The sequence below is a fragment of the Bhargavaea sp. GQ12 genome (assembly GCF_059758705.1).
In genome coordinates this window covers 25,971-45,039 of sequence record NZ_JCAXEU010000013.1, presented here as the reverse complement: position 1 = coordinate 45,039, position 19,069 = coordinate 25,971, and the positions used below count along the sequence as shown (strand labels likewise).

Below are 19,069 nucleotides of genomic sequence, written 5' to 3'. Positions count from 1 at the left end.
TTATGATGGTTGAACTCAGAAAGAAAGTATTGGCTTATATTACTCGCGGAGACGGGCCGGACCAGCAGTTGCTCGTTTACACGATGAAGGACAATCCCGAGTCGGGTATGCAAGTGCCGGGCGGAACGATCGATCGCGGCGAACTCTTGATGGATGCGCTTTATCGCGAAATCGAAGAAGAGACAGGTATCCAGAAGGATGACCTGGTCCTCATCGGCAAGCTCGCGAAAAACACGTACTTCCCCCGTCATCGCGACCGGAAATACGAGCGCACGATCTTCCAGCTGGAATACAAGGGAGACGGCCCCAATGAATGGGAACACACCGTCACCGGCGAGGGCAAGGACCAGGGACTTACGCTCCATATCCGCTGGGCTGCCGTCAACGATATCCCCGATCTCGCGGAAAAACAGGACATGGCGATTGACGCGCTATAAAAGAAACGAAAAGATCCGGCCGGGTGCCGGATCTTTTTTGTTGTGTGGATGGAACTACCCAAACAAATAACCCCCGCCGAAGCGGGGGTCATCCAATTACACTCTGTCCTGTTCTTTAATCTCGTTGATCGGGACGAACATTTCAATGTGGCGGTGGAGGTTTTCAAACCGGGCTGGCAGCATGCCGCCGAATTCGCCGTCGAGGTTCAGCTGGACTTTCTCATCCGATGTGACTTCGATCTTCGTCGGCTTCGCATGGATGACAAGCGGGTCGCTTAAGTGCTCGCCGCGGAGTGCGAGGCTGACGACACGGATGAATTCATACAGATTGCACTTTTTCAGGATGAACATGCTGAACCGGCCGTCGTTGATGCTGGCATCGGGCGACAGCTTCTCAAATCCGCCGACGGAGTTGGTTAGGCCGACGAGGAAGAGCATGGCCTCATCATCGAACACTTCCCCGTCGTATTCGATCCGGACGCGTGAAGCTTTAATGGAAGGCAGCATCTCGATGCCCTTCAGGTAATAGGCAAGCTGTCCGAGAACGGTCTTCAGCTTGCTCGGCACTTCGTAAGTCAGCTCGGTGATCTTGCCGCCCCCTGCAATATTGATGAAATGGCGGTCGTTGACGATCCCGACGTCGACAGGGATCGTATCGCCGGCGATGATGATATCAAGCGCGTCATCGATGTCGCGCGGGATATGGACGGCGCGGGCAAAATCATTTGTCGTTCCCATTGGGATCAGGCCGATTTTCGGACGCTTCTCGTAGCAGCTCACCCCTGCCACGACTTCGTTCAGGGTGCCGTCGCCACCGACAGCGATGATGATGTCAAAGCCGCGCTCGACAGCGGTCTTGGCAGCTTCTGTCGCATCGCCTTCGCAGGTCGTGGCGTGGCAGGACGTCTCATAGCCTGCCTCCTCCAGCCGGACAAGCACTTCCGGAAGGTGTTTTCGGAAGACTTCGCGGCCGGATGTCGGATTATAAATGATTCGTGCACGTTTGGTCATGGTTGTCCTCTCGCTTCTTGGGTTCTTATATAGGATATGACGGCGGGTGCCGTCAAATGTTGCGTTGGTCACCAAAAAGAAGCCGGCAACAGCCGACTCCCCTTTCTTTCATCCATCATATGCCTGTCCGGCTGAACGTGCAAGCCTGATGTTCAGTCCTGCTTCTGGAGTGCGCCCATGAACGTACGGCGGATATCTTCGTACACCCAAAGCCAATAATCCGCGTTGGACGTGTACTCGACGTAGAGATTCTTAAACAGTTCCTTCTGCTTTTCCTCGAAGTCCGGAGCATCCTTCGGCGGGAGTGACTCACGCTGCTCCATCACGTATTCCTGCACCTGCGGCGCGCGCGGGCCCCACTTGGCAAGGACATCTCCGTCCTTGTCCAGAAGAAGGTAAACCGGAATCGAGCGGCCGCCGTTTGTGAGCCACCGGTCGATCAGTTCCGTGTCCGCATCACGATAAGCGATGCGTGCCTCGATGCCGGCCGCCTCGACGATGTGACGGAGTATCGGGTTGTTCATCATCGCATCCCCGCACCAGTCTTCGGTGATGACCAGAATATGCGGCTGCTTTTCATTGAGGAGACTGATGAACTCGTCATCCTGCGGCAATTTGAATCCTTCGTATACTTTTTCGCTGTTTTCCTTGTGGGTCGTCATGCCCTCCATATAGTCGGCGAGCGTTTTGCCCTCTTCAAAGTACTGCTGTTCGGTTTTCATCTGACATCCCCTCCTGAATCCAGTTTACTGAATTTCAGTCAAAGGAACCATCATTCCGTTTTAATTTCTGAATCACTGCTGGATGACGCCGCAGGCAATCCGCTCACCCGCATCCCCGGATGGCTGCGAAGAGTAATCATCTTCCCCTGCGTGAATCACAAGCGATGTGCCTTCTTCAGTGAACAGTGTGTTGTCAGCGTCTTGCTGCAGGGAGATCTGGTCCGTATCAAATTCTACATTTGCCGTACCGTCTTCACCGATTTCTATATTGTCGAAATCACCGGCATGCGGGCCGGTTTCGCTGTCCTTGCCGTGCTCAGTGTCGCCGGGATTATAGTGGCCGCCCGCTGACTCAAAGTCCGGTGCTTCACAGCTTCCCTTTTCATGAACATGAAACGCGTGCGTCCCGGCCGGGAGATTCTCGACTGCGAGTTCCACATGGACAGAACCTTCGTCCACTTCACTTAGGGTTACCTGGCCCACCGGCTCCCCTTCCACATCTTCCAACTCGACAATGACATCATCTGCCGGATTGTAACCTGTATCTTCCTGGACGGTCTCCGTGTTTTCGGTGTCCTCGATACCCGTGTCCGTTTCTCCGTTATCCGTCCCCTGGTCCTGTCCTCCGCAGCCGGCCAAGATTGCCGCCAGCAACCCGCTCGCCATTCCCCCGTACCATAGCTTCTTCATGTGAACCTCTCCTTTCAAAGAATGCCTCTCCTTCTCTATTGACCAAGGCGGTGAGGTTAAACCGTGACGGAAGGGCTGTTTATGGTCAGGATTTCTTTGAGGACGCCTTCAAGACTAAGAGATTTGTCCCAATTGAAAAGCTCCCCTCGGGAGTGTTTGCTGCGGCGGATTTTCGGCCATCAAAGTACACAATCAGGCCGTGAAAGTACAGTAAGCCCGCCGGAAAGTACATCAAGCCGGCGCGAAAGTACACCATCCTCTTCCGAAAGTACACCAAGGCTCCCGCGAACTTGATAAAGACTAATAGATATGACCCAAGAGGCGTGAATCCATATGCTGCCCGTGAGTTTACACGTTGGTTGCCCGAGTCTGCATGTTCCGTTCCCGAGTCTGCACGATCCCCGCTTGAGTCTGCACGTTCCGCCCCCGAGTCTGCATGTTCCGTCCCCCAGTCTGCACATTCCGACCCCGAGTCTGCACATTCACCCCATGCTGCCGCCCCCTATCCATAACAAAAAGACCGCCCCAAAGGACGGTCTCCGGAATCAGCGTTTGCGGATTTCCTGGTTGATGAGTTTGTTGACGAGCGGCGGGTTGGCCTGGCCTTTCGTCGCTTTCATGACCTGGCCGACGAGGAAGCCGACGGCGCGGTCTTTCCCTTCCTTGAAGTCATCGATCGACTGCTGGTTGTTGTCCAGCACTTCAGTGACGACTTTCAGGAGTTCGCCTTCGTCGGAGATCTGGACGAGGCCTTTTTCCTTAACGATCTTTTCGGCTTCGCCGCCGTTGTCGGCAAGCTCCTTGAACACTTTCTTCGCGATCTTCGAGGAGATCGTGCCTTCCTCGATAAGCTTGATCATGCCCGCGAGGTTGTTCGGCGTGAGGCCTGTGTCCGAGAGTTCCTTCTGGTTTGTGTTCATGTAGGCGGAGACTTCGCCCATGAGCCAGTTGGAAGCGAGCTTCGCGTCCGCTCCGGCCTGTACCGTCGCGTCGAAGAAGTCGGACATGTCCTTTGTGAGCGTCAGGACCATCGCGTCGTATGCCGGGAGGCCAAGTTCGCTCACGTAGCGTTCTTTCCGGGCATCCGGAAGTTCCGGAATTTCCGCGCGGACACGCTCCATCCATTCATCGTCGATGACGATATCGGTGAGGTCCGGTTCCGGGAAGTACCGGTAGTCATCGGAGCCTTCCTTGACGCGCATGAGGATCGTCTTGCCGGTCGACTCGTCGAAGCGGCGGGTCTCCTGCTCGATGATGCCTCCGGAAAGAAGAACTTCCGCCTGGCGTTTTTGTTCGTGCTCGAGGCCCCTCTTGACGAAGTTGAACGAGTTCAGGTTCTTCAGCTCCGCCTTCGTGCCGAATTCTTCCTGGCCGTACGGGCGCAGCGAGATGTTGGCGTCGCAGCGGAGCGAGCCTTCTTCCATCTTCACGTCGGAAACGCCTGTGTACTGAATGATCGACTTGAGCTTCTCGAGATACGCGTAAGCCTCTTCTGGCGTCCGGATGTCCGGCTCGGAAACGATCTCGATCAGCGGCGTGCCCTGGCGGTTGTAGTCGACGAGGGAGTAGCCTTTGTCGGTATGGTTCAGCTTGCCTGCATCTTCCTCGAGATGGAGGCGCGTGATGCCGATGCGCTTTTTCTTGCCCTCGACTTCGATCTCGATCCAGCCGTGTTCGCCGATCGGCTTGTCGAACTGGGAGATCTGGTAAGCTTTCGGGTTGTCCGGGTAGAAATAGTTTTTCCGGTCGAACTTCGTCTCCTGGTTGATCTGGCAGTTCAGGGCCAATGCGGCCTTCATGCCAAACTCGACGGCGCGCTTGTTGAGCACCGGGAGGACACCCGGGTAGCCGAGGTCGATGACGTGTGTATTCATGTTCGGTCCCGCGCCGAAATGGTTCGGGGCCGGAGAGAAAATCTTCGAGTCTGTTTTTAGTTCAACGTGGACTTCAAGTCCGATGACGGTTTCAAAGTTCATTGTTCCAATCCCTCCCGAATTTCCGGCATCCGCTTGTGGAAGTCGGTCGCCTGCTCAAACGCGTGCGCGACGCGGTAGACGGTCGACTCATCGAAGTGGCGGCCGATGATCTGGAGACCGAGCGGCAGGCCATTGTCGAATCCGCAAGGGACCGAGATCGCCGGGACGCCGGCAAGGTTGACCGGAATTGTCAGGATGTCGTTCGCGTACATCGTGAGCGGATCATCGATCTGCTCGCCGAGCTTGAACGCAGCTGTCGGCGAAGTCGGGCCGATGACGACGTCGTATTTCTCGAATGCATTCGTGAAGTCATCGCGCACGAGCGTGCGGACTTTCTGCGCCTTTTTGTAGTACGCGTCGTAGAAGCCGGAGCTGAGGGCGAACGTGCCGAGCATGATCCGTGTCTTCACTTCGTCGCCGAAGCCTTCGGAGCGCGTCTTTTTGTAGATCTCTTCAAGGTTGGCAGTGTCTTCCGCGCGGTAGCCGTAGCGGATTCCGTCAAAGCGCGCGAGGTTCGAGGACGCTTCGGACGAGCTGAGCAGGTAGTAGGCAGGAAGCGCGTACTTCGTGTAAGGAAGCGATACTTCCTCCACTTCAGCGCCGAGCGATTCCAGAACCTTGATGGCGTCTTTGACGGCGTTGCGGGCCGCTTCCCCGACGCCTTCGCCGAGGTATTCGGAAGCGATGCCGATCTTGAGTCCCTTGATGTCGCCTGTCAGAGCCGATGCAAAGTCCGGTACATCGATATCGAACGATGTGGAGTCATATGGGTCATGGCCGGAGATCGCCGACAGGAGGAACGCGTTGTCCTCGACCGTGCGTGTGATCGGGCCGATCTGATCAAGCGATGAAGCGAATGCGACCAGGCCGTAGCGCGAAACGCGGCCGTAGGTCGGCTTCATGCCGACGACGCCGCAGTATGCTGCCGGCTGGCGGATCGAGCCGCCCGTGTCGGAGCCGAGTGTGAACGGAACTTCCCCTGCTGCCACCGCAGCGGCGGAACCGCCGGACGAGCCGCCCGGGACGTAGTCGAGGTTCCAAGGGTTTGCCGTCTTTTTGTAGTACGAGTTTTCAGTCGATCCGCCCATGGCGAACTCGTCCATGTTGACTTTGCCGACTGTGATCAGGCCGGCATCGTCAAGCTTTTTCGCAGCCGTTGCATTATAGATCGGGTCGAATCCGCCGAGCATGCGGCTTGCGCATGTCGTCTCGAGGCCTTCGGTCACGATGTTGTCTTTCACGCCGACCGGCAGGCCGTGGAGCGGGCCGCGCTGGTCCGCAGGGGTGTTGTCGAGCTCCGCGGCGCGCGCCTTCGCCTGCTCTTCGTTGAGCGCAAGAAATGCCTTGACGTCGCCGTCGACTTTGCCGATGCGGCGGAACGCTTCGTCCGTCAGTTCAACGGCGGACACTTCCTTGCTATGTAGGAGCTGCTGGAGCTCTTTAGCGGAATGATTAAATAGCGTCATCTTTCTGGTTTCCTCCTCTGTCCGTCAGCCCAGGATGGATGGCACTTTGACCATGCCATCTTCATGCTCGGGTACATTTTTCAGCATCAGGTCGCGGTCGAGCCCTTTGGCCGGCTCGTCTTTCCGGAGCACGTTGACAAGCGGCACCGGGTGCGTCGTCGGTGCAACGCCCGATGTATCCACTTCGTTCAGCTGCTCGGCAAACTCGATGATCGATGCAAGTTTTTCTGTATAGTGTTCAGCTTCTTCCTCGGTAATGGCGAGGCGCGCGAGATTCGCGACATGCTTCACCTGATCCTTCGTGATCGCTGCCATAACTGTCTCCTCCAATCGTGCAAATGTCCTTAGTCTATGCCTCCGCTATCATATCATGAAAGGCTGCATCAGTTGTGATAAATATGGGTGTACGGCTCCGCTTCTCCGCGCTCTTTTACGATGAGCGCTTCGGGCCCTTTCGTGGAGGTGATGCTCACCTCGATATGGATGTCCGGGAAGTGGTCCACGAGCAATCCGGTCAGATATTGTGTGAATCCGATGATTTCCGCATTGCCGTAAAACTCGATCGGCACATCGATGTCCATTGAGACGATCTGCCCGTCTTTATAGAAACCGGTCCCGATCACGTTGACGAAGGATGAAAAGTACTTTTCGACATCCTGCTTGAAGTTCCTGAAGCTTGTGTCGACGTTGCGGTAGCGGTCTTCGCTGGAGCTTGTCGGGAACAGGACAAACTCTTCATCTATCGGATTCCAGCCGGACAGCACGTCCTTGCCTTTTTCCGCGATGCCGACCGCAAAGTAGTTGCCCGGGACGATCGATGTTTTCGGGCTCTGCTTAAACAGGCCGACGACGACCGGCACTTCCTTCAGGCCTTCGATGCCGCGTATCCGCTTGACGATAGTCGCAGCTGCGACTTTCCCGTTTTCTTCGACCTGCGCGGCCGGCAGCGTATCCCCGGTGATCGTATTGACCGTGTTCAGGGCGATCCCGATCGATACCCCTTCAAGACGGATCTTGTCCTCGGATGTCCGCTTCAGATAGTTCTGCTCAAGAACATGCGCGATGTAGCGCGGGGCTTCATTGCCGGCCGGGTTCAGGCCCTCGGGATTGTTTTCCTCGTCCTTGCCGCCGATCCAGGAAAGGATCGTCGACTGGTCGAGGTACTGGCCTTCCTGGTAATAGTACTCGTCGGTCGGGAATTGCTGCTGCGACAGGCGCATGAGGCCGCCCTCGACTTCCGCGATGTTGTACTGCGAATTCAGCATGCTGACGACAAGGCCGTATGAGGCACTTTTCTTGTATGGCAGGAGCATCCGGTAGTATTCATCCTTCAGCTGATGGGTCGGAATGATGACCCGGGTCTCCTGCTCCTCTTTTACCTCGGCTTCTTCCGGCTCTTCGCTCTGCGGCATACAGCCAGAAAGCAGGAGCGCGGCGATTGCGGCCGCGGTGATTGTCTTGATCTTCAATGGTGGAAATCCCCTTTGGTCACTGGATTGCTTGGGTGAGGGCCGCTTCGTCCCACACTTCGATGCCGAGTTCTTCCGCCTTCTCAAGTTTGGATCCGGCGTCTTCACCCGCCACGACGAGGTCGGTCTTTTTGCTGACACTGCCGGTCACTTTCGCCCCGAGGGACTCCAGCGCCGCCTTCGCCTCGCTCCGTGAGAAGTGTTCAAGCTTGCCCGTAAGGACAACGGTCTTGCCCGCGAGCAGCCCGTCTTCCGGGATGTCCTGCTTGCGCGGCCCTTTATAGGTGGTGTTGATGCCCGCCGCCGTGAGCTTATCGAGAACGGTGTGCACATCTTCATTGTCAAAGTAGGACACGACGGAATCCGCAACTTTGTCGCCGATCTCATGGATGGCGGTCAGCTGCTCCTCGTTCGCTTCCTTCAGCGCGTCAAGCGTCCCGAATTCCTGGGCAAGAGTCTGTGCGGCCTTTTGCCCGACGTGGCGGATTCCAAGGCCGAACAGCAGCTTCTCGAGCGAGTTTTCCTTGGAGCGGGTGATCGCGGAAACAAGGTTTGACGCGGACTTTTCACCCATCCGCTCGAGTTCCAGCAGCTGTGCCTCTGTCAGGCTGTAAAGGTCCGCCGCATCCTTGATCAGGCCTTCGTTAAATAGCTGGGCGACGACTTTCTCGCCGAGGCCCTCGATGTTCATGGCATTGCGCGAGACAAAGTGGATGACCGACTCCTGGAGCTGTGCCGGACACTGCGGGTTCACGCAACGGAGTGCGACTTCATCTTCAAGATGGACAAGCTCACTTCCGCAGGCCGGGCACTCCGTCGGCATCTGATACTCTTCTTCATCGCCGTCACGCTGGTCGGCGAGTGACATGACAATCTCCGGAATGATGTCGCCGGCTTTCCTGACGACGACCCGGTCACCGATCCGGATGTCCTTCTGGCGGATCAGGTCGCCGTTGTGCAGGGAAGCACGCGCGACGGTCGTCCCCGCGACGCGAACCGGCTCGAGAATCGCTGTCGGTGTGACGGCCCCCGTCCGGCCCACGGTCAGCTCGATATCAAGAAGGTCGGTGACAACTTCTTCCGCCGGAAACTTGTAGGCGGTCGCCCATCGCGGACTTTTGGCCGTGAAGCCCAGATCGTCCTGCCGGGAAAAGCTGTCGACCTTGATGACGATGCCGTCGATCTCATAGGAGAGGTCCTGGCGGCGGTCCTGCCAGGATTCGATGTAGGCGATGACTTCATCGATGTCTTTGCAGCGGCGGCGTTCCGGATTCGTCCGGAAACCGAGCCTGTCGAGGTAGTCGAGCGCCTCGGAATGGGCATCCAGCCCGTACGCCGCTCCGTCGCCGCCGACACCGTACATAAAGACGGAGAGGTTTCGCTTGGCGGCGATTTTCGGATCAAGCTGCCGGAGCGACCCGGCTGCTGCGTTCCGGGGGTTCGCAAACACATCCAGCCCCTCTTCCTCGCGGTGTTCGTTCAGCTTCATGAAGCTTTTCTTCGGCATGTACGCTTCGCCGCGGGCTTCGATGGTGACGTCTTCTGACAGCTTCAGCGGGATGGCCCGAATGGTCCGGAGGTTCGCCGTGATGTCTTCTCCGACCGTTCCGTCGCCGCGGGTCGAGCCCTGTTTAAAACGGCCGTTCTCATATTTGAGCGAAATGGCCAGGCCGTCGATTTTCAGTTCGCACACGTATGTGACGTCCCCCGCATCCGCCCGTACACGCCGGTCGAATTCGCGGAGGTCTTCCTCGTTGAATGCATTGGAAAGGCTCAGCATCGGCGTATCATGGACGACTTTGCTGAAGCCCGGCAGAATATCTCCGCCCACCCGCTGCGTCGGAGAGTCCGGCATGATGAGGTCCGGGTGGCGTTCCTCAAGTTCGATAAGCTCGTTGATCAGAGCGTCATACTCCGAGTCGGGCACGAGCGGTTTGTCGAGGACATAGTAGGCATGGCCATATTCGTTGAGGAGCTTATGAAGCTCCTTCACGCGCTGTTCAAGTTGAAGTTGATCTTCCATAACGGATCCCTCCGGAACGACGATATAAGAAATCGATCTGATGCAAAGTGGAGCTGGCGGAGCAGCCATGTGGCAAATTCGGGTGCCATGTGGCAATTCGGCATGCCATGTGGCAAATCTGCCAGCCATGCGGCAAATCACGCGGCCTTAGGGCAATTCGGCATGCCATGCGGCAAATCGGCCAGCTATGCGGCATATCCGGAGGCCATGTGACAACTCCAGACCCCCTATTGGCAGCTCCGCGCCTAATTAAGCCTTTTCGATCGGGGCGAATTTGGCGAGGAGGCGCTTGACGCCGACCGGTTCCGGGAAGGCGATGTCGAGCTCTTTGTCTTCCCCTTCGCCGCGGACGCTGACGACCATGCCTTCGCCCCACTTTTTGTGCTTCGCCTTGTCGCCGGCTTTCCAGCCGACGGATGCGCCGTTTTTGCGGGCTGCCGGTCGCCGGACGGCAGGGCGTGCCGCAGGACGGCCGCCGAATCCGCCGGAAATCGGCGTGCGGCTGTAGTCCGGCTGTGAGCCGCCGGCGCCGACAGTTTCGATGATATCCTGGGAGATTTCATTGATGAAGCGGGACGGGCTGTTATAGCTTGTCCGTCCGTAAAGCGTGCGATACTGGGCGGACGTGAGGTAAAGCTTCTCCTCCGCCCGTGTGATGCCCACATAGGCCAGCCGCCGCTCTTCTTCCATCTCGTCCTCGTCCCCGATCGAGCGGGAGTGCGGGAAGACGTTTTCCTCCATCCCGATGATGAAGACGACCGGGAACTCAAGGCCCTTCGCAGAGTGCATCGTCATGAGGACGATCTGCTCGTTCGACGCATTTTCTTCCTTATCAAGGGAGTCGATGTCCGCAATCAGCGCGAGGTCGGTCAGGAATGCGACGAGCGACTTGTCGCCCTCGTCCTCATCCGCGCGCTTTTCGAACGACTCAGTGACAGACAGGAATTCGTTGATGTTCTCGAGGCGGCTTTCCGACTCAATCGTCTTTTCATTGTTCAGCATCGCGCGATAGCCGGACTTCTCAAGCACTTCCTCAACGAGTTCGGTGACCGACAGGAACTCCTGCATCTGCGTGAACCCTGCGATCAGGTCGCGGAAATCGGCTGCCTGATTGATGGCGCGCGGCTGTAAGCCCGGGATAAAGTCGACTTCCTTGAGCGCATCAAAGATCGACAGGTCGTTCTGGATCGCATAGGTCGCGATCTTATCGAACGTCGTTGCACCGATGCTCCGCTTCGGCTCATTGATGATGCGTGCGAGCGACAGATCGTCGTCGTTGTTCGCGATCAGCCGGAGATAGGCAAGCAGATCCTTGATCTCCTTGCGGTCGTAGAACTTCGTGCCTCCGACGATCGTGTAATCCAAGTTCGACTTGACGAGGTATTCCTCGATCATCCGGGACTGGGCGTTTGTCCGGTAGAGGACGGCGAAGTCGGTAAGCTTGCGGTTCTCCTTTTCCTGCAGTTCGAGAATCTTCGAGACGACAAACTGGGACTCGTCCTTTTCATCGGACGCTTTGTAGACGTAGATGTGCTCCCCTTCGGCGTTTTCCGTCCGGAGATTTTTGTCATAACGGCTCGAGTTGTTCTTGATGACGTCGTTGGCCGCCTTCAGGATCCGCTGTGTGGAACGATAGTTCTGCTCGAGCATGATGACTTTTGCGGCCGGATAGTCTTTCTCGAACGACAGGATGTTGCCGATGTCGGCCCCCCGCCATCTGTAGATCGACTGGTCGGAATCGCCGACGACGCACAGGTTCTTGAACTTGTCGGCAAGCATGCGGACCAGTTTGTACTGCGCGTGGTTCGTATCCTGATACTCGTCCACGTGGATGTATTGGAATTTGTTCTGGTAGAACTCAAGCACTTCCGGCATCTGTTCGAACAATTTGATCGTGACCATGATCAGGTCATCGAAGTCGAGCGACTGGTTTTTTTTGAGGCGCTTTTCATAAGCGGCATACACTTCGCCGGCCGTTTTCTCGAACGGGTTGAACGCATTCGCCTGTTCCTGGAACGTCTTTGCATCGATCAGTTCATTTTTCGCGTTTGAAATCGTCCCGAGAAGCGAGCGCGGCTCGTATTGTTTCGGGTCGAGGTTCTGCTCTTTCAGGATGTTCTTGATGACGGTCAGCTGATCGGAGCCGTCGAGGATCGAAAAGTTCTTGGAGTAGCCGATCCGGTCGATCTCGCGGCGCAGAATCCGGACGCACATCGAGTGGAATGTCGATACCCACATGCGCTCGCCCGTGCCAGGCCCGAGCAGGCCGTCGATCCGCTCGCGCATTTCGCGTGCGGCCTTGTTCGTGAATGTGATCGCGAGGATTTTCGAAGGATACACCTGTTTTTCGACGATCAGGTAGGCGATCCGGTGAGTCAGGACCCGCGTCTTGCCAGATCCCGCTCCGGCCATGATGAGAAGCGGCCCTTCGGTGGTGCGGACCGCCTTCGCCTGTTCCGGGTTCATGCCATTGAGGAGATTGTTTGAAATGGTTTCCATGGGTGGCTCCTTTCTGATGAAGCGTGCGAGCAGACGGGAGTTCGCCTCCAGTCTGCTCTATTTTTATATCAAATAGTCTTTTCCGTTTCTTTCACTGCGCGGACGGTTTTCAAAGCCGCTTTCAGGTCTTCATAGATGATATTTCCGACGACGACCGTGTCTGCGTATCGCGCCATCTCGGCGGCCTGTTCTGCTCCGCGGATGCCGCCGCCATAGACGAGTCGGGTGTTGTTCAGCACCCGCGCCGTGCGGCTCACCGTCTCGGGATCGCCGTACGAGCCGCTGTACTCCAGGTATAGGACGGGCAGGCGGAAGAAATGCTCCGCGAGTCGCGCATAGGCGATGACGTCCTCCGTCTCGAGGGGCGCCTTTGCCCCGGTAAGCCTGGCCGCCTTGCAGTCAGGATTCAGGATGACGTAGCCCTCTGAGAGAATCTCGCTGAAGTCCATAAGGTCGCCGTACTCGCGGATCGCTTCGAACTGATGGCCCTTGATCCAGGAGGCGTCGTCGGTGTTCAGGACAGTCGGAATGAGGAAACCGTCGAAGCCCGGGGTGATCGCCTCGGGGTCCGACACTTCGAGGACGACCGGCACCGAATACCGGCGGATGCGCATAAGGAGCGCGAGCACATTATCCAGTGTCACATTGTCGGTTCCGCCGACGATCAGGCCGTCCGTGCCCGACTCGCACACCCGCTCAAGTGCTTCGTCACTGATCTCCTTGGCCGGGTCCAGTTTAAACACATGCCGCCATTCTAGAAACTCCATGATGCAGTACCACCTGTCTATAGTTTGCGTCCCCCCATTATAACAAAAAAGACTCCATCCGGCGGCTGTTTTGGGGTGCCGCTGAAAGGAGTGTTTCAGTATGGGTATTCTTGTGGAGTGAGACGGGAGAGAGATCTTTCGTCCGAAAGCAAAGCGACATAGCGCCTGATGTCGGGATGGCGGGGGTTCAATGCCCCCGCTAGCCCGTCTTCCTCAAAAAGAGAAGCCCAGCCGGATCTTTCTGTTAAGAGCCAGCTGGGCGCATCAGCAGCTTTCAAATGCGTCCCGGGCCAGGTCAAACTCCCATTAGATAATGAAAAAGTGATCCACCTGAGCCATAAGGGATTGAGCTGTCTTTTCGAATCCAACATATTTCACTTGTGGTTGATTCAGATATTGCATGCGTCTCTAGAGGAGTGATTTGGTGAACTTCGATATCACGTATACAGCCAAAATCATACTACATATAACTTCTCGTAAGTGTGAAGAACAAGTAACAACCTCACCAGGCTTTTTTTAGTATCTATAAACACTTTCGCATGTATTGGCCTGTGGCTCATAATAACAATGTTGTTTAAATTGTCCTGAAAATGGTTGACCATACCATGAAGGTGGACACGGGGCATACGGATTAAAATACCAAAGAGCATACTTAGAAGGATGTTGCCCCCAATAGTTTACTACTTGTCGTGCCAATCTCCTCTCTACCTCTCTTGCCGGACTATAAAACAAATTACCTTTTTGTACTGCTTCAAAGGAATAATTTCCACCTTGAACCTGAAAAATTACATCCTCTATGGTTCTTACATCCCTAAAATCCAAACAATCAGCCACAGTTCGATTTACAATGACATTCCCAACCATAAGCATCCCAAGCTGCCCTTCACCCTCAGCCTCTGCCCGCATCATTCGTGCAATTAAATCAATGTCCTTTTCCCTATATTTCACTCTCGGCACTTTACATCACCTCTACCGAGAATTGTATTCAAAACAGCCTACAAAGATGTTAAGCGGCTTCATCATATTTGGGGAAATTGTTAAAAGAACGTATGGCCCCGCATAGGTTTCATGCGCGCTTTCCCCAAGCCGAATGTAAAAAACGCCGGCACTCAGCCGGCGTTACATCCATCATCTTCCCTTATTAATATACGACTCCATCACATCTTCCGGCACCATCCCCCCGCCGGTCGCCCAGGCGATATGGACGGCACGGTCCATCCGATCCATCATCCCCGGATGAACCGGGACTTCGAATCCGGACTTGGTGACATGCACCGCTCCCGGCACCCCCGCCAATGCGGACGGCTCCAGCCGGATTCCTTCAAGTTCGCTCATCTTCGCGAGGAGGCGGTAAAGCTTGTCGTCATCCACGGTAAACGAACCGGCGAGCAGCCGCTCCATCACTTTGCCGACGAACCCGGACGGGCGGCCGACCGCGAGGCCGTCCGCATCCGTCTTGTTGTCCAGGCCGAATTCCTGGACCGACACTTCGTCATGCTTTCCGGTAACGAGGCCGAGCAGCATGCAAGGCGCATGGGTCGGCTCCGCGAAAAAGCAGTGGACATGGTCGCCGAACACCTGCTTGAGCCCGAACGCAATGCCTCCCGGTCCACCGCCGACACCACACGGCAGATAAACGAACAGCGGCCGCTCCTCGCCGATTTCGATTCCCTGATCCTCAAGCTGCCCCTTCAGACGCAAAGCTGCGACCGAATAGCCGAAGAACAGGGTCTTCGAGTTCTCATCATCGACGAAGTGGTCGTTCGGGTCCGCTTCCGACTGGCGGCGCCCTTCTTCGACCGCCTTGCTGTAATCATCCGGATGCTCTACGACATTTACGCCCTTTTCGCGGAGCATGTTCTTTTTCCACTCTTTCGCATCACTCGACATATGGACAGTCACGCGGAACCCCATCTTGGCACTCATGATGCCAATGCTGAGGCCCAGGTTCCCGGTCGAGCCGACCGTGATCGAATACTTGGAGAAGAACTCGCGGAAGCGGGGTTCGGCGAGCACCGAGTAATCATCCGACTCCTTGAGTAGTTCATGCTCCAAAGCCAGGTCCTCCGCATGCTTCAGCACCTCATAGATGCCGCCGCGCGCCTTCACGGAACCGGAAATCGGCAGATGGCTGTCACACTTAAGCATCAGCTGTCCCGGAATCTCTACTCCGGCCTGCCCTTCCAGCCACTTCTTCATTTCAGAAATCTCTTTCAGAGGCGATTCTATGATGCCGCCGGAAGCCTCCGTCTCCGGGAACACCTTTGCGATGTACGGTGCAAACCGTTTGAGGCGTGCCTCTGCGTCCTTTACATCACTGATCGATAGGCCTGTCTCTCTCTCATGAACAGACCCGTATATCGGGTTTTCCCAGAACACTTCCTCCGCCTTTGCAATTTCACCGATGACCGGATGTTCCCCTGTCCATTCGTCAACTGTCTTCCCTGCAATCTTCATCCTCCATGTCCCCCTTTAACTCCTACTTCCTCTATTAAAGCAGGAATCCGTCAAACTTTCCCGAATCAATAAAAAATGAATGACTATTCATCAAAAAGGAGTCGTGATTAGTTTGCTCCAAACATATGAGCATGACGACGTTACCTGCCTCGAACTGACACACCCGATCATGGGGAAAGTCTTTTCCTTCCTCACCGACGGTATGCTGATCGACACGGGCCCGCAGTCCCTTGAAGCCGATATTTTGCCCTATCTGCAGCAGGCATCTTTCGACCAGATTGTCCTGACCCATAGCCACGAAGACCATTCCGGAAATGTGCCGGCGCTGCTTGAACATCGGGACGTCCCCGTCTTTATCGATGAAAAAGGAATTGCCACATGCGCAGAGGACACCCCGTATCCGGCGTACCGCGAGGCAGTATGGGGAAAGCGCAAGCCCTTCACGGCTCGGCCAGTTCCAAAAACGATCCGTTCCCGCACGCGTCAGTGGACGGTGATCGAAACGCCTGGGCATGCAGAGGACCACATCAGCCTCTTTGATCCGCAGACAGGAACACTCTTCTCCGGCGACCTGTTCGTGGCGCCAAAGACGAAGGTGATCATGGCGGACGAATCGATTCCCGATCGGATGGATTCCATCCGCAGGCTGCTTGCGCTCGACTTCGGGGCATTGTTCTGCTGCCATGCGGGCTATGTCGCTGACGGCCAAGAGAAACTTCGACAAAAGCTGGACCATCTTGAGTACATCTATAGCGAGATTGAAATCCTCCACAAAAAAGGCCTTCCGGCTGAAGACATCCGGAAGTCGCTGTACCCGAAAGACTATCCGATCATCAGCGTTTCAGGCGGAGAATGGGATTCGCTTCATATTGTGAATTCAGTCATTGCGGATATCGAGAAAAAGACGCCCCGACCGATTTGAGTCAGGGCGTCTTGGCGTTGCGGGCTTCCATCCACTTCTCCGCACTTGCCTGCAATTCCCGGATCAGCGGTGCCTTCCGCTCCTGGTAGAGCTTCACATCCTTCACACCTTCTTCAGCAATCCGCATCTTCAGGCTGCGGTATCGCTCCGCTTCAACCGGATGTTTCCTGAGATAGTTTCTGAATGCCAGATGGCGCTTTACCTGGTCCGAGCCGTTGGCAAACATATGGACATGATGGGTGTGGACGTTCCCCTCTGCCCTGACAAAATAACGTCTTCCGCATACCCCGTGCTCTCCCCTCGCCACAAATCCCTCAAGCTCCATCTGATCATTGAATGTCTCCACTTCCCCAATGTCACGCACTTCCACAAGAATATCGATCACCGGCTTGGCGGCCATTCCCGGGATAGATGTGCTGCCAATGTGATGGATGTCCGTCAGATTCTCTCCCAGAATCTTTTTAAGCTTGCGGGCTGTTTCCTTAAACTCTGTTGCCCATTCTCTCCGGTATGCGACCATTTCAAGGTTCCGCATGGCTGTTCCTCCTTCGAAAAAAACAAGGACGAAGACATGGTCTCCGCCCTTAAAACTGGACTCTATTTCCACTCTCTTTTTAACAGCGAAAAAGAATAGTGGTCATAGTATTTCCCTTTATAAAAGTGCTTGTCTCTATAAATTCCTTCATTTTTAAAATTGAGGCCCGTCAATACATGGCATGACCTGCGGTTTTCCAAAGCAACAAACGCATTTATCCGGTTCAACTGCAGATTCCGGAAACCGCTCCCGATCGCTGCGGTCAGTGCCTCTTTCATGTATCCCTTGCCCCAATATTCCGGGTATAAGTCATAACCAATTTCAGCAATATGATTGGTCTTATCCCATAAATGAAAGCCGCAAGTTCCAACCCGTTCACCAGTATCTTTCTTTACCAGCACCCATCTGTTGTACCCGTTGATTTCGGGGTTGGAAAAGAATTCCACCAGCTCGGCCGCTTCTTCTCTACTTGTGAAATTCACTTCATCGTAAAGATACTCACAAACCTTCTCATCACTGAAATGTTTGTATATAAAATCCGTATCTTCTTCCCTAATATTTCTTAAGATCAGCCTTTCCGTTTCTAGTTCCGGAAAAAGTAATGGCTTACTCATTGTTCATCTCCCAATGCACAGAGTCGGGGCGTGGGCGTACCTGTCACGCCTTCTCCTCTTCTTTATCCTCTTCCTCCATGCGTGCCAGAATCTCAACGTAGCCGCCGGAGCCGTAATCAAAGCAGCGGCGGACACGCGAGATGGTGGCGGTGGAAGCGCCGGTTTCGTTTTTGATGTTTTCGTATGTGTAGCCCATCTTCAGCATCCGCGCCACGTTCAGCCGCTGCGAGAGCGACTGGACCTCACTGATCGTCGCGAGGTCATCGAAGAAGCGGTAGCATTCATCCAGATCGCGCAGTTCGAGAATCGCCTCGAACAGGGCGTCGGTCTGCGGGCCGCGCAGTTTTTCGAGTGCCATGGTCGGCACCTCCTTTATTTCTACTGTATTGGTTACGGCGTATAGATGACATGTGAAACAGGTGATTCCGGTACGAAATGGATCCAGGTCTTGCCCGGGGCAAGCGGGAACGGCTCTGTCCCGTCCATGACGGTCGGGATCCCGTCGCGGCTTTCCCACTGGGTTTCATAGACCTTGCCGTCCCTGAAGAGGAGCGCTATGCCGCCCGCTCCGAAATCAAGGGCGCGGCGTCCCTTGCCGTCGACGGTGCGGTGTGGGACCTTGAGCACCAGGATGTTCGACAGGCGGACCGCCTCGCCGTCATCCAAATCTTCCGTCTCTGCTCCGCCCGACTCCCGGGAATACAAGGCCTCTGTGGGGTCGAATGCATAGCGGCTCGTGAAAGCGGCATCTCCCCCGTAGCTAACTTCCGCCACCCCGGCCGGTTCTCCGCCGGGCTGTGGTGCTGCATCGAACGCCCAATCCGGCGGGTCAGGCCGGTCCATCCGGAAGCCGCTGTCCTTCGCGCCCTCCATCACTGCGTCGCCGGTAATGTATGAGTTGTGAGGCGCAACACGGTCGGCCGAGCGCATAAACAGCGTGCCGTCATACCGCATGCCGTTCAGATGATCGACAACGCCCGTCCCGAGAAGAGCCTCCGCATCCGGGCTGTAGCCGTGTGCCAAGTACAGCGCATCGTGGGCCGCGGCAAGTTCCACGAAATAATCGCGGGCACTCCTCACGGGACCGATCGACTCCGGAAGCTCAGACTGGTAAAGCGCCAGGAGACGTGTGATGTCCCCCTCTGCCAGCATCTCATAGACGACGTCCGCTTCCGAAAGGCCCGATTGCGGCCGGGCCTTCGGGTGGTTATTGATAGTCGCGATCACCGGTCTCATGTCCGGGATATCTTCAGATTCCAGACCCGTGAACGGTTCGGTATACGTGATTTCCGCAATCGCCTCATCCGGCTTTTCTTCTTTTTCGGTTACCGGGACATCCCGGTCATCATTTTCTTCAGCCGTACTTTCCGCACAGCCTGCGAGCAGGACCGCGACGGCTGCCGCCGCGATCCAGTTCCTTCTTTTCAAATCAGTTCCCCCTATACATGTACACTCTCATCCATGTATATGCAGGCCTTGTC

Annotated in this window: 18 protein-coding genes; 2 read left to right on the top strand and 16 right to left on the bottom strand. The window is 55.7% G+C overall.

Annotation, left to right across the window (positions count from 1 at the left end):
* Window positions 1–2: 2 nt before the first annotated feature.
* Window positions 3–437: an NUDIX hydrolase gene (locus AC6CHQ_RS11935; RefSeq protein WP_498081620.1), complete on the top strand. Its 435-nt coding sequence runs from the start codon at window positions 3–5 to the stop codon at window positions 435–437.
* 96 nt (window positions 438–533) lie between these two features.
* Here the strand turns inward: AC6CHQ_RS11935 and AC6CHQ_RS11930 are convergent, their stop codons facing one another.
* From AC6CHQ_RS11930 to dsdA, 12 genes are all read right to left on the bottom strand, one after another.
* Complete coding sequence (locus tag AC6CHQ_RS11930; RefSeq protein ID WP_498081619.1) at window positions 534–1,448, bottom strand: diacylglycerol kinase; 915 nt, start codon at window positions 1,446–1,448, stop codon at window positions 534–536.
* A 152-nt stretch (window positions 1,449–1,600) separates the two neighbouring features.
* Window positions 1,601–2,170 (bottom strand): thioredoxin family protein, encoded by a 570-nt coding sequence (locus AC6CHQ_RS11925; protein ID WP_498081618.1) that lies wholly within the window; start codon window positions 2,168–2,170, stop codon window positions 1,601–1,603.
* Between the two features lie 72 nt (window positions 2,171–2,242).
* Complete coding sequence (locus AC6CHQ_RS11920) at window positions 2,243–2,860, bottom strand: superoxide dismutase family protein (RefSeq protein WP_251239668.1); 618 nt, start codon at window positions 2,858–2,860, stop codon at window positions 2,243–2,245.
* A gap of 545 nt (window positions 2,861–3,405) precedes the next feature.
* Window positions 3,406–4,836: an Asp-tRNA(Asn)/Glu-tRNA(Gln) amidotransferase subunit GatB gene (gene gatB, locus AC6CHQ_RS11915; RefSeq protein WP_498081617.1), complete on the bottom strand. Its 1,431-nt coding sequence runs from the start codon at window positions 4,834–4,836 to the stop codon at window positions 3,406–3,408.
* A complete protein-coding gene (gene gatA, locus AC6CHQ_RS11910) occupies window positions 4,833–6,302 on the bottom strand; it encodes an Asp-tRNA(Asn)/Glu-tRNA(Gln) amidotransferase subunit GatA (protein ID WP_498081616.1) in 1,470 nt (489 codons plus the stop codon). Before gatA ends, gatB begins: the two co-directional genes overlap by 4 nt.
* A 24-nt stretch (window positions 6,303–6,326) precedes the next feature.
* Window positions 6,327–6,617 carry an Asp-tRNA(Asn)/Glu-tRNA(Gln) amidotransferase subunit GatC gene (gene gatC, locus AC6CHQ_RS11905; RefSeq protein WP_092054980.1) on the bottom strand — a complete coding sequence of 97 codons (291 nt, stop codon included), beginning with the start codon at window positions 6,615–6,617 and terminating at the stop codon, window positions 6,327–6,329.
* Between the two features lie 68 nt (window positions 6,618–6,685).
* Complete coding sequence (locus AC6CHQ_RS11900; RefSeq protein ID WP_498081615.1) at window positions 6,686–7,771, bottom strand: CamS family sex pheromone protein; 1,086 nt, start codon at window positions 7,769–7,771, stop codon at window positions 6,686–6,688.
* Between the two features lie 19 nt (window positions 7,772–7,790).
* Window positions 7,791–9,794, bottom strand: coding sequence for an NAD-dependent DNA ligase LigA (gene ligA, locus AC6CHQ_RS11895; protein WP_498081614.1), 2,004 nt, complete (start codon window positions 9,792–9,794; stop codon window positions 7,791–7,793).
* A 249-nt stretch (window positions 9,795–10,043) separates the two neighbouring features.
* A complete protein-coding gene (gene pcrA, locus AC6CHQ_RS11890; protein ID WP_498081613.1) occupies window positions 10,044–12,293 on the bottom strand; it encodes a DNA helicase PcrA in 2,250 nt (749 codons plus the stop codon).
* 68 nt (window positions 12,294–12,361) lie between these two features.
* A complete protein-coding gene (gene pcrB / locus AC6CHQ_RS11885; protein WP_498081639.1) occupies window positions 12,362–13,063 on the bottom strand; it encodes a heptaprenylglyceryl phosphate synthase in 702 nt (233 codons plus the stop codon).
* Between the two features lie 513 nt (window positions 13,064–13,576).
* The gene (locus AC6CHQ_RS11880; RefSeq protein WP_498081612.1) at window positions 13,577–14,017 is read right to left on the bottom strand and encodes a cell wall hydrolase; all 441 of its coding nucleotides are present in this window, start codon (window positions 14,015–14,017) and stop codon (window positions 13,577–13,579) included.
* A 171-nt stretch (window positions 14,018–14,188) separates the two neighbouring features.
* Window positions 14,189–15,517: a D-serine ammonia-lyase gene (gene dsdA / locus AC6CHQ_RS11875; protein WP_498081611.1), complete on the bottom strand. Its 1,329-nt coding sequence runs from the start codon at window positions 15,515–15,517 to the stop codon at window positions 14,189–14,191.
* A gap of 112 nt (window positions 15,518–15,629) precedes the next feature.
* On the opposite strand from dsdA, the gene AC6CHQ_RS11870 reads away from it, so the two are divergent.
* The gene (locus tag AC6CHQ_RS11870; RefSeq protein WP_498081610.1) at window positions 15,630–16,439 is read left to right on the top strand and encodes an MBL fold metallo-hydrolase; all 810 of its coding nucleotides are present in this window, start codon (window positions 15,630–15,632) and stop codon (window positions 16,437–16,439) included.
* Between the two features lies 1 nt (window position 16,440).
* On the opposite strand, the gene AC6CHQ_RS11865 is transcribed toward AC6CHQ_RS11870, so the two are convergent.
* The 4 genes from AC6CHQ_RS11865 to AC6CHQ_RS11850 form a co-directional block, all read right to left on the bottom strand.
* Window positions 16,441–16,974, bottom strand: coding sequence for a GrpB family protein (locus AC6CHQ_RS11865; protein ID WP_498081609.1), 534 nt, complete (start codon window positions 16,972–16,974; stop codon window positions 16,441–16,443).
* Window positions 16,975–17,036: 62 nt separating this feature from the next.
* Window positions 17,037–17,588, bottom strand: a complete 552-nt coding sequence (locus AC6CHQ_RS11860) for a GNAT family N-acetyltransferase (RefSeq protein ID WP_498081608.1) — start codon at window positions 17,586–17,588, stop codon at window positions 17,037–17,039.
* Window positions 17,589–17,631: 43 nt separating this feature from the next.
* The gene (locus AC6CHQ_RS11855; RefSeq protein WP_092054999.1) at window positions 17,632–17,946 is read right to left on the bottom strand and encodes a YerC/YecD family TrpR-related protein; all 315 of its coding nucleotides are present in this window, start codon (window positions 17,944–17,946) and stop codon (window positions 17,632–17,634) included.
* Between the two features lie 32 nt (window positions 17,947–17,978).
* Window positions 17,979–19,016 (bottom strand): DUF3048 domain-containing protein, encoded by a 1,038-nt coding sequence (locus AC6CHQ_RS11850; protein ID WP_498081607.1) that lies wholly within the window; start codon window positions 19,014–19,016, stop codon window positions 17,979–17,981.
* Window positions 19,017–19,069: the final 53 nt, after the last annotated feature.

Excerpts from the sequence above, each read along its gene's own strand:
- AC6CHQ_RS11935 (WP_498081620.1), top strand. The coding sequence starts at position 3 with ATGATGGTTGAACTCAGAAAGAAAGTATTGGCTTATATTACTCGCGGA.
- AC6CHQ_RS11930 (WP_498081619.1), bottom strand. The coding sequence starts at position 1,448 with ATGACCAAACGTGCACGAATCATTTATAATCCGACATCCGGCCGCGAA.
- AC6CHQ_RS11925 (WP_498081618.1), bottom strand. The coding sequence starts at position 2,170 with ATGAAAACCGAACAGCAGTACTTTGAAGAGGGCAAAACGCTCGCCGAC.
- AC6CHQ_RS11920 (WP_251239668.1), bottom strand. The coding sequence starts at position 2,860 with ATGAAGAAGCTATGGTACGGGGGAATGGCGAGCGGGTTGCTGGCGGCA.
- gatB (WP_498081617.1), bottom strand. The coding sequence starts at position 4,836 with ATGAACTTTGAAACCGTCATCGGACTTGAAGTCCACGTTGAACTAAAA.
- gatA (WP_498081616.1), bottom strand. The coding sequence starts at position 6,302 with ATGACGCTATTTAATCATTCCGCTAAAGAGCTCCAGCAGCTCCTACAT.
- gatC (WP_092054980.1), bottom strand. The coding sequence starts at position 6,617 with ATGGCAGCGATCACGAAGGATCAGGTGAAGCATGTCGCGAATCTCGCG.
- ligA (WP_498081614.1), bottom strand. The coding sequence starts at position 9,794 with ATGGAAGATCAACTTCAACTTGAACAGCGCGTGAAGGAGCTTCATAAG.
- pcrA (WP_498081613.1), bottom strand. The coding sequence starts at position 12,293 with ATGGAAACCATTTCAAACAATCTCCTCAATGGCATGAACCCGGAACAG.
- dsdA (WP_498081611.1), bottom strand. The coding sequence starts at position 15,517 with ATGAAGATTGCAGGGAAGACAGTTGACGAATGGACAGGGGAACATCCG.
- AC6CHQ_RS11865 (WP_498081609.1), bottom strand. The coding sequence starts at position 16,974 with ATGCGGAACCTTGAAATGGTCGCATACCGGAGAGAATGGGCAACAGAG.
- AC6CHQ_RS11860 (WP_498081608.1), bottom strand. The coding sequence starts at position 17,588 with ATGAGTAAGCCATTACTTTTTCCGGAACTAGAAACGGAAAGGCTGATC.
- AC6CHQ_RS11855 (WP_092054999.1), bottom strand. The coding sequence starts at position 17,946 with ATGGCACTCGAAAAACTGCGCGGCCCGCAGACCGACGCCCTGTTCGAG.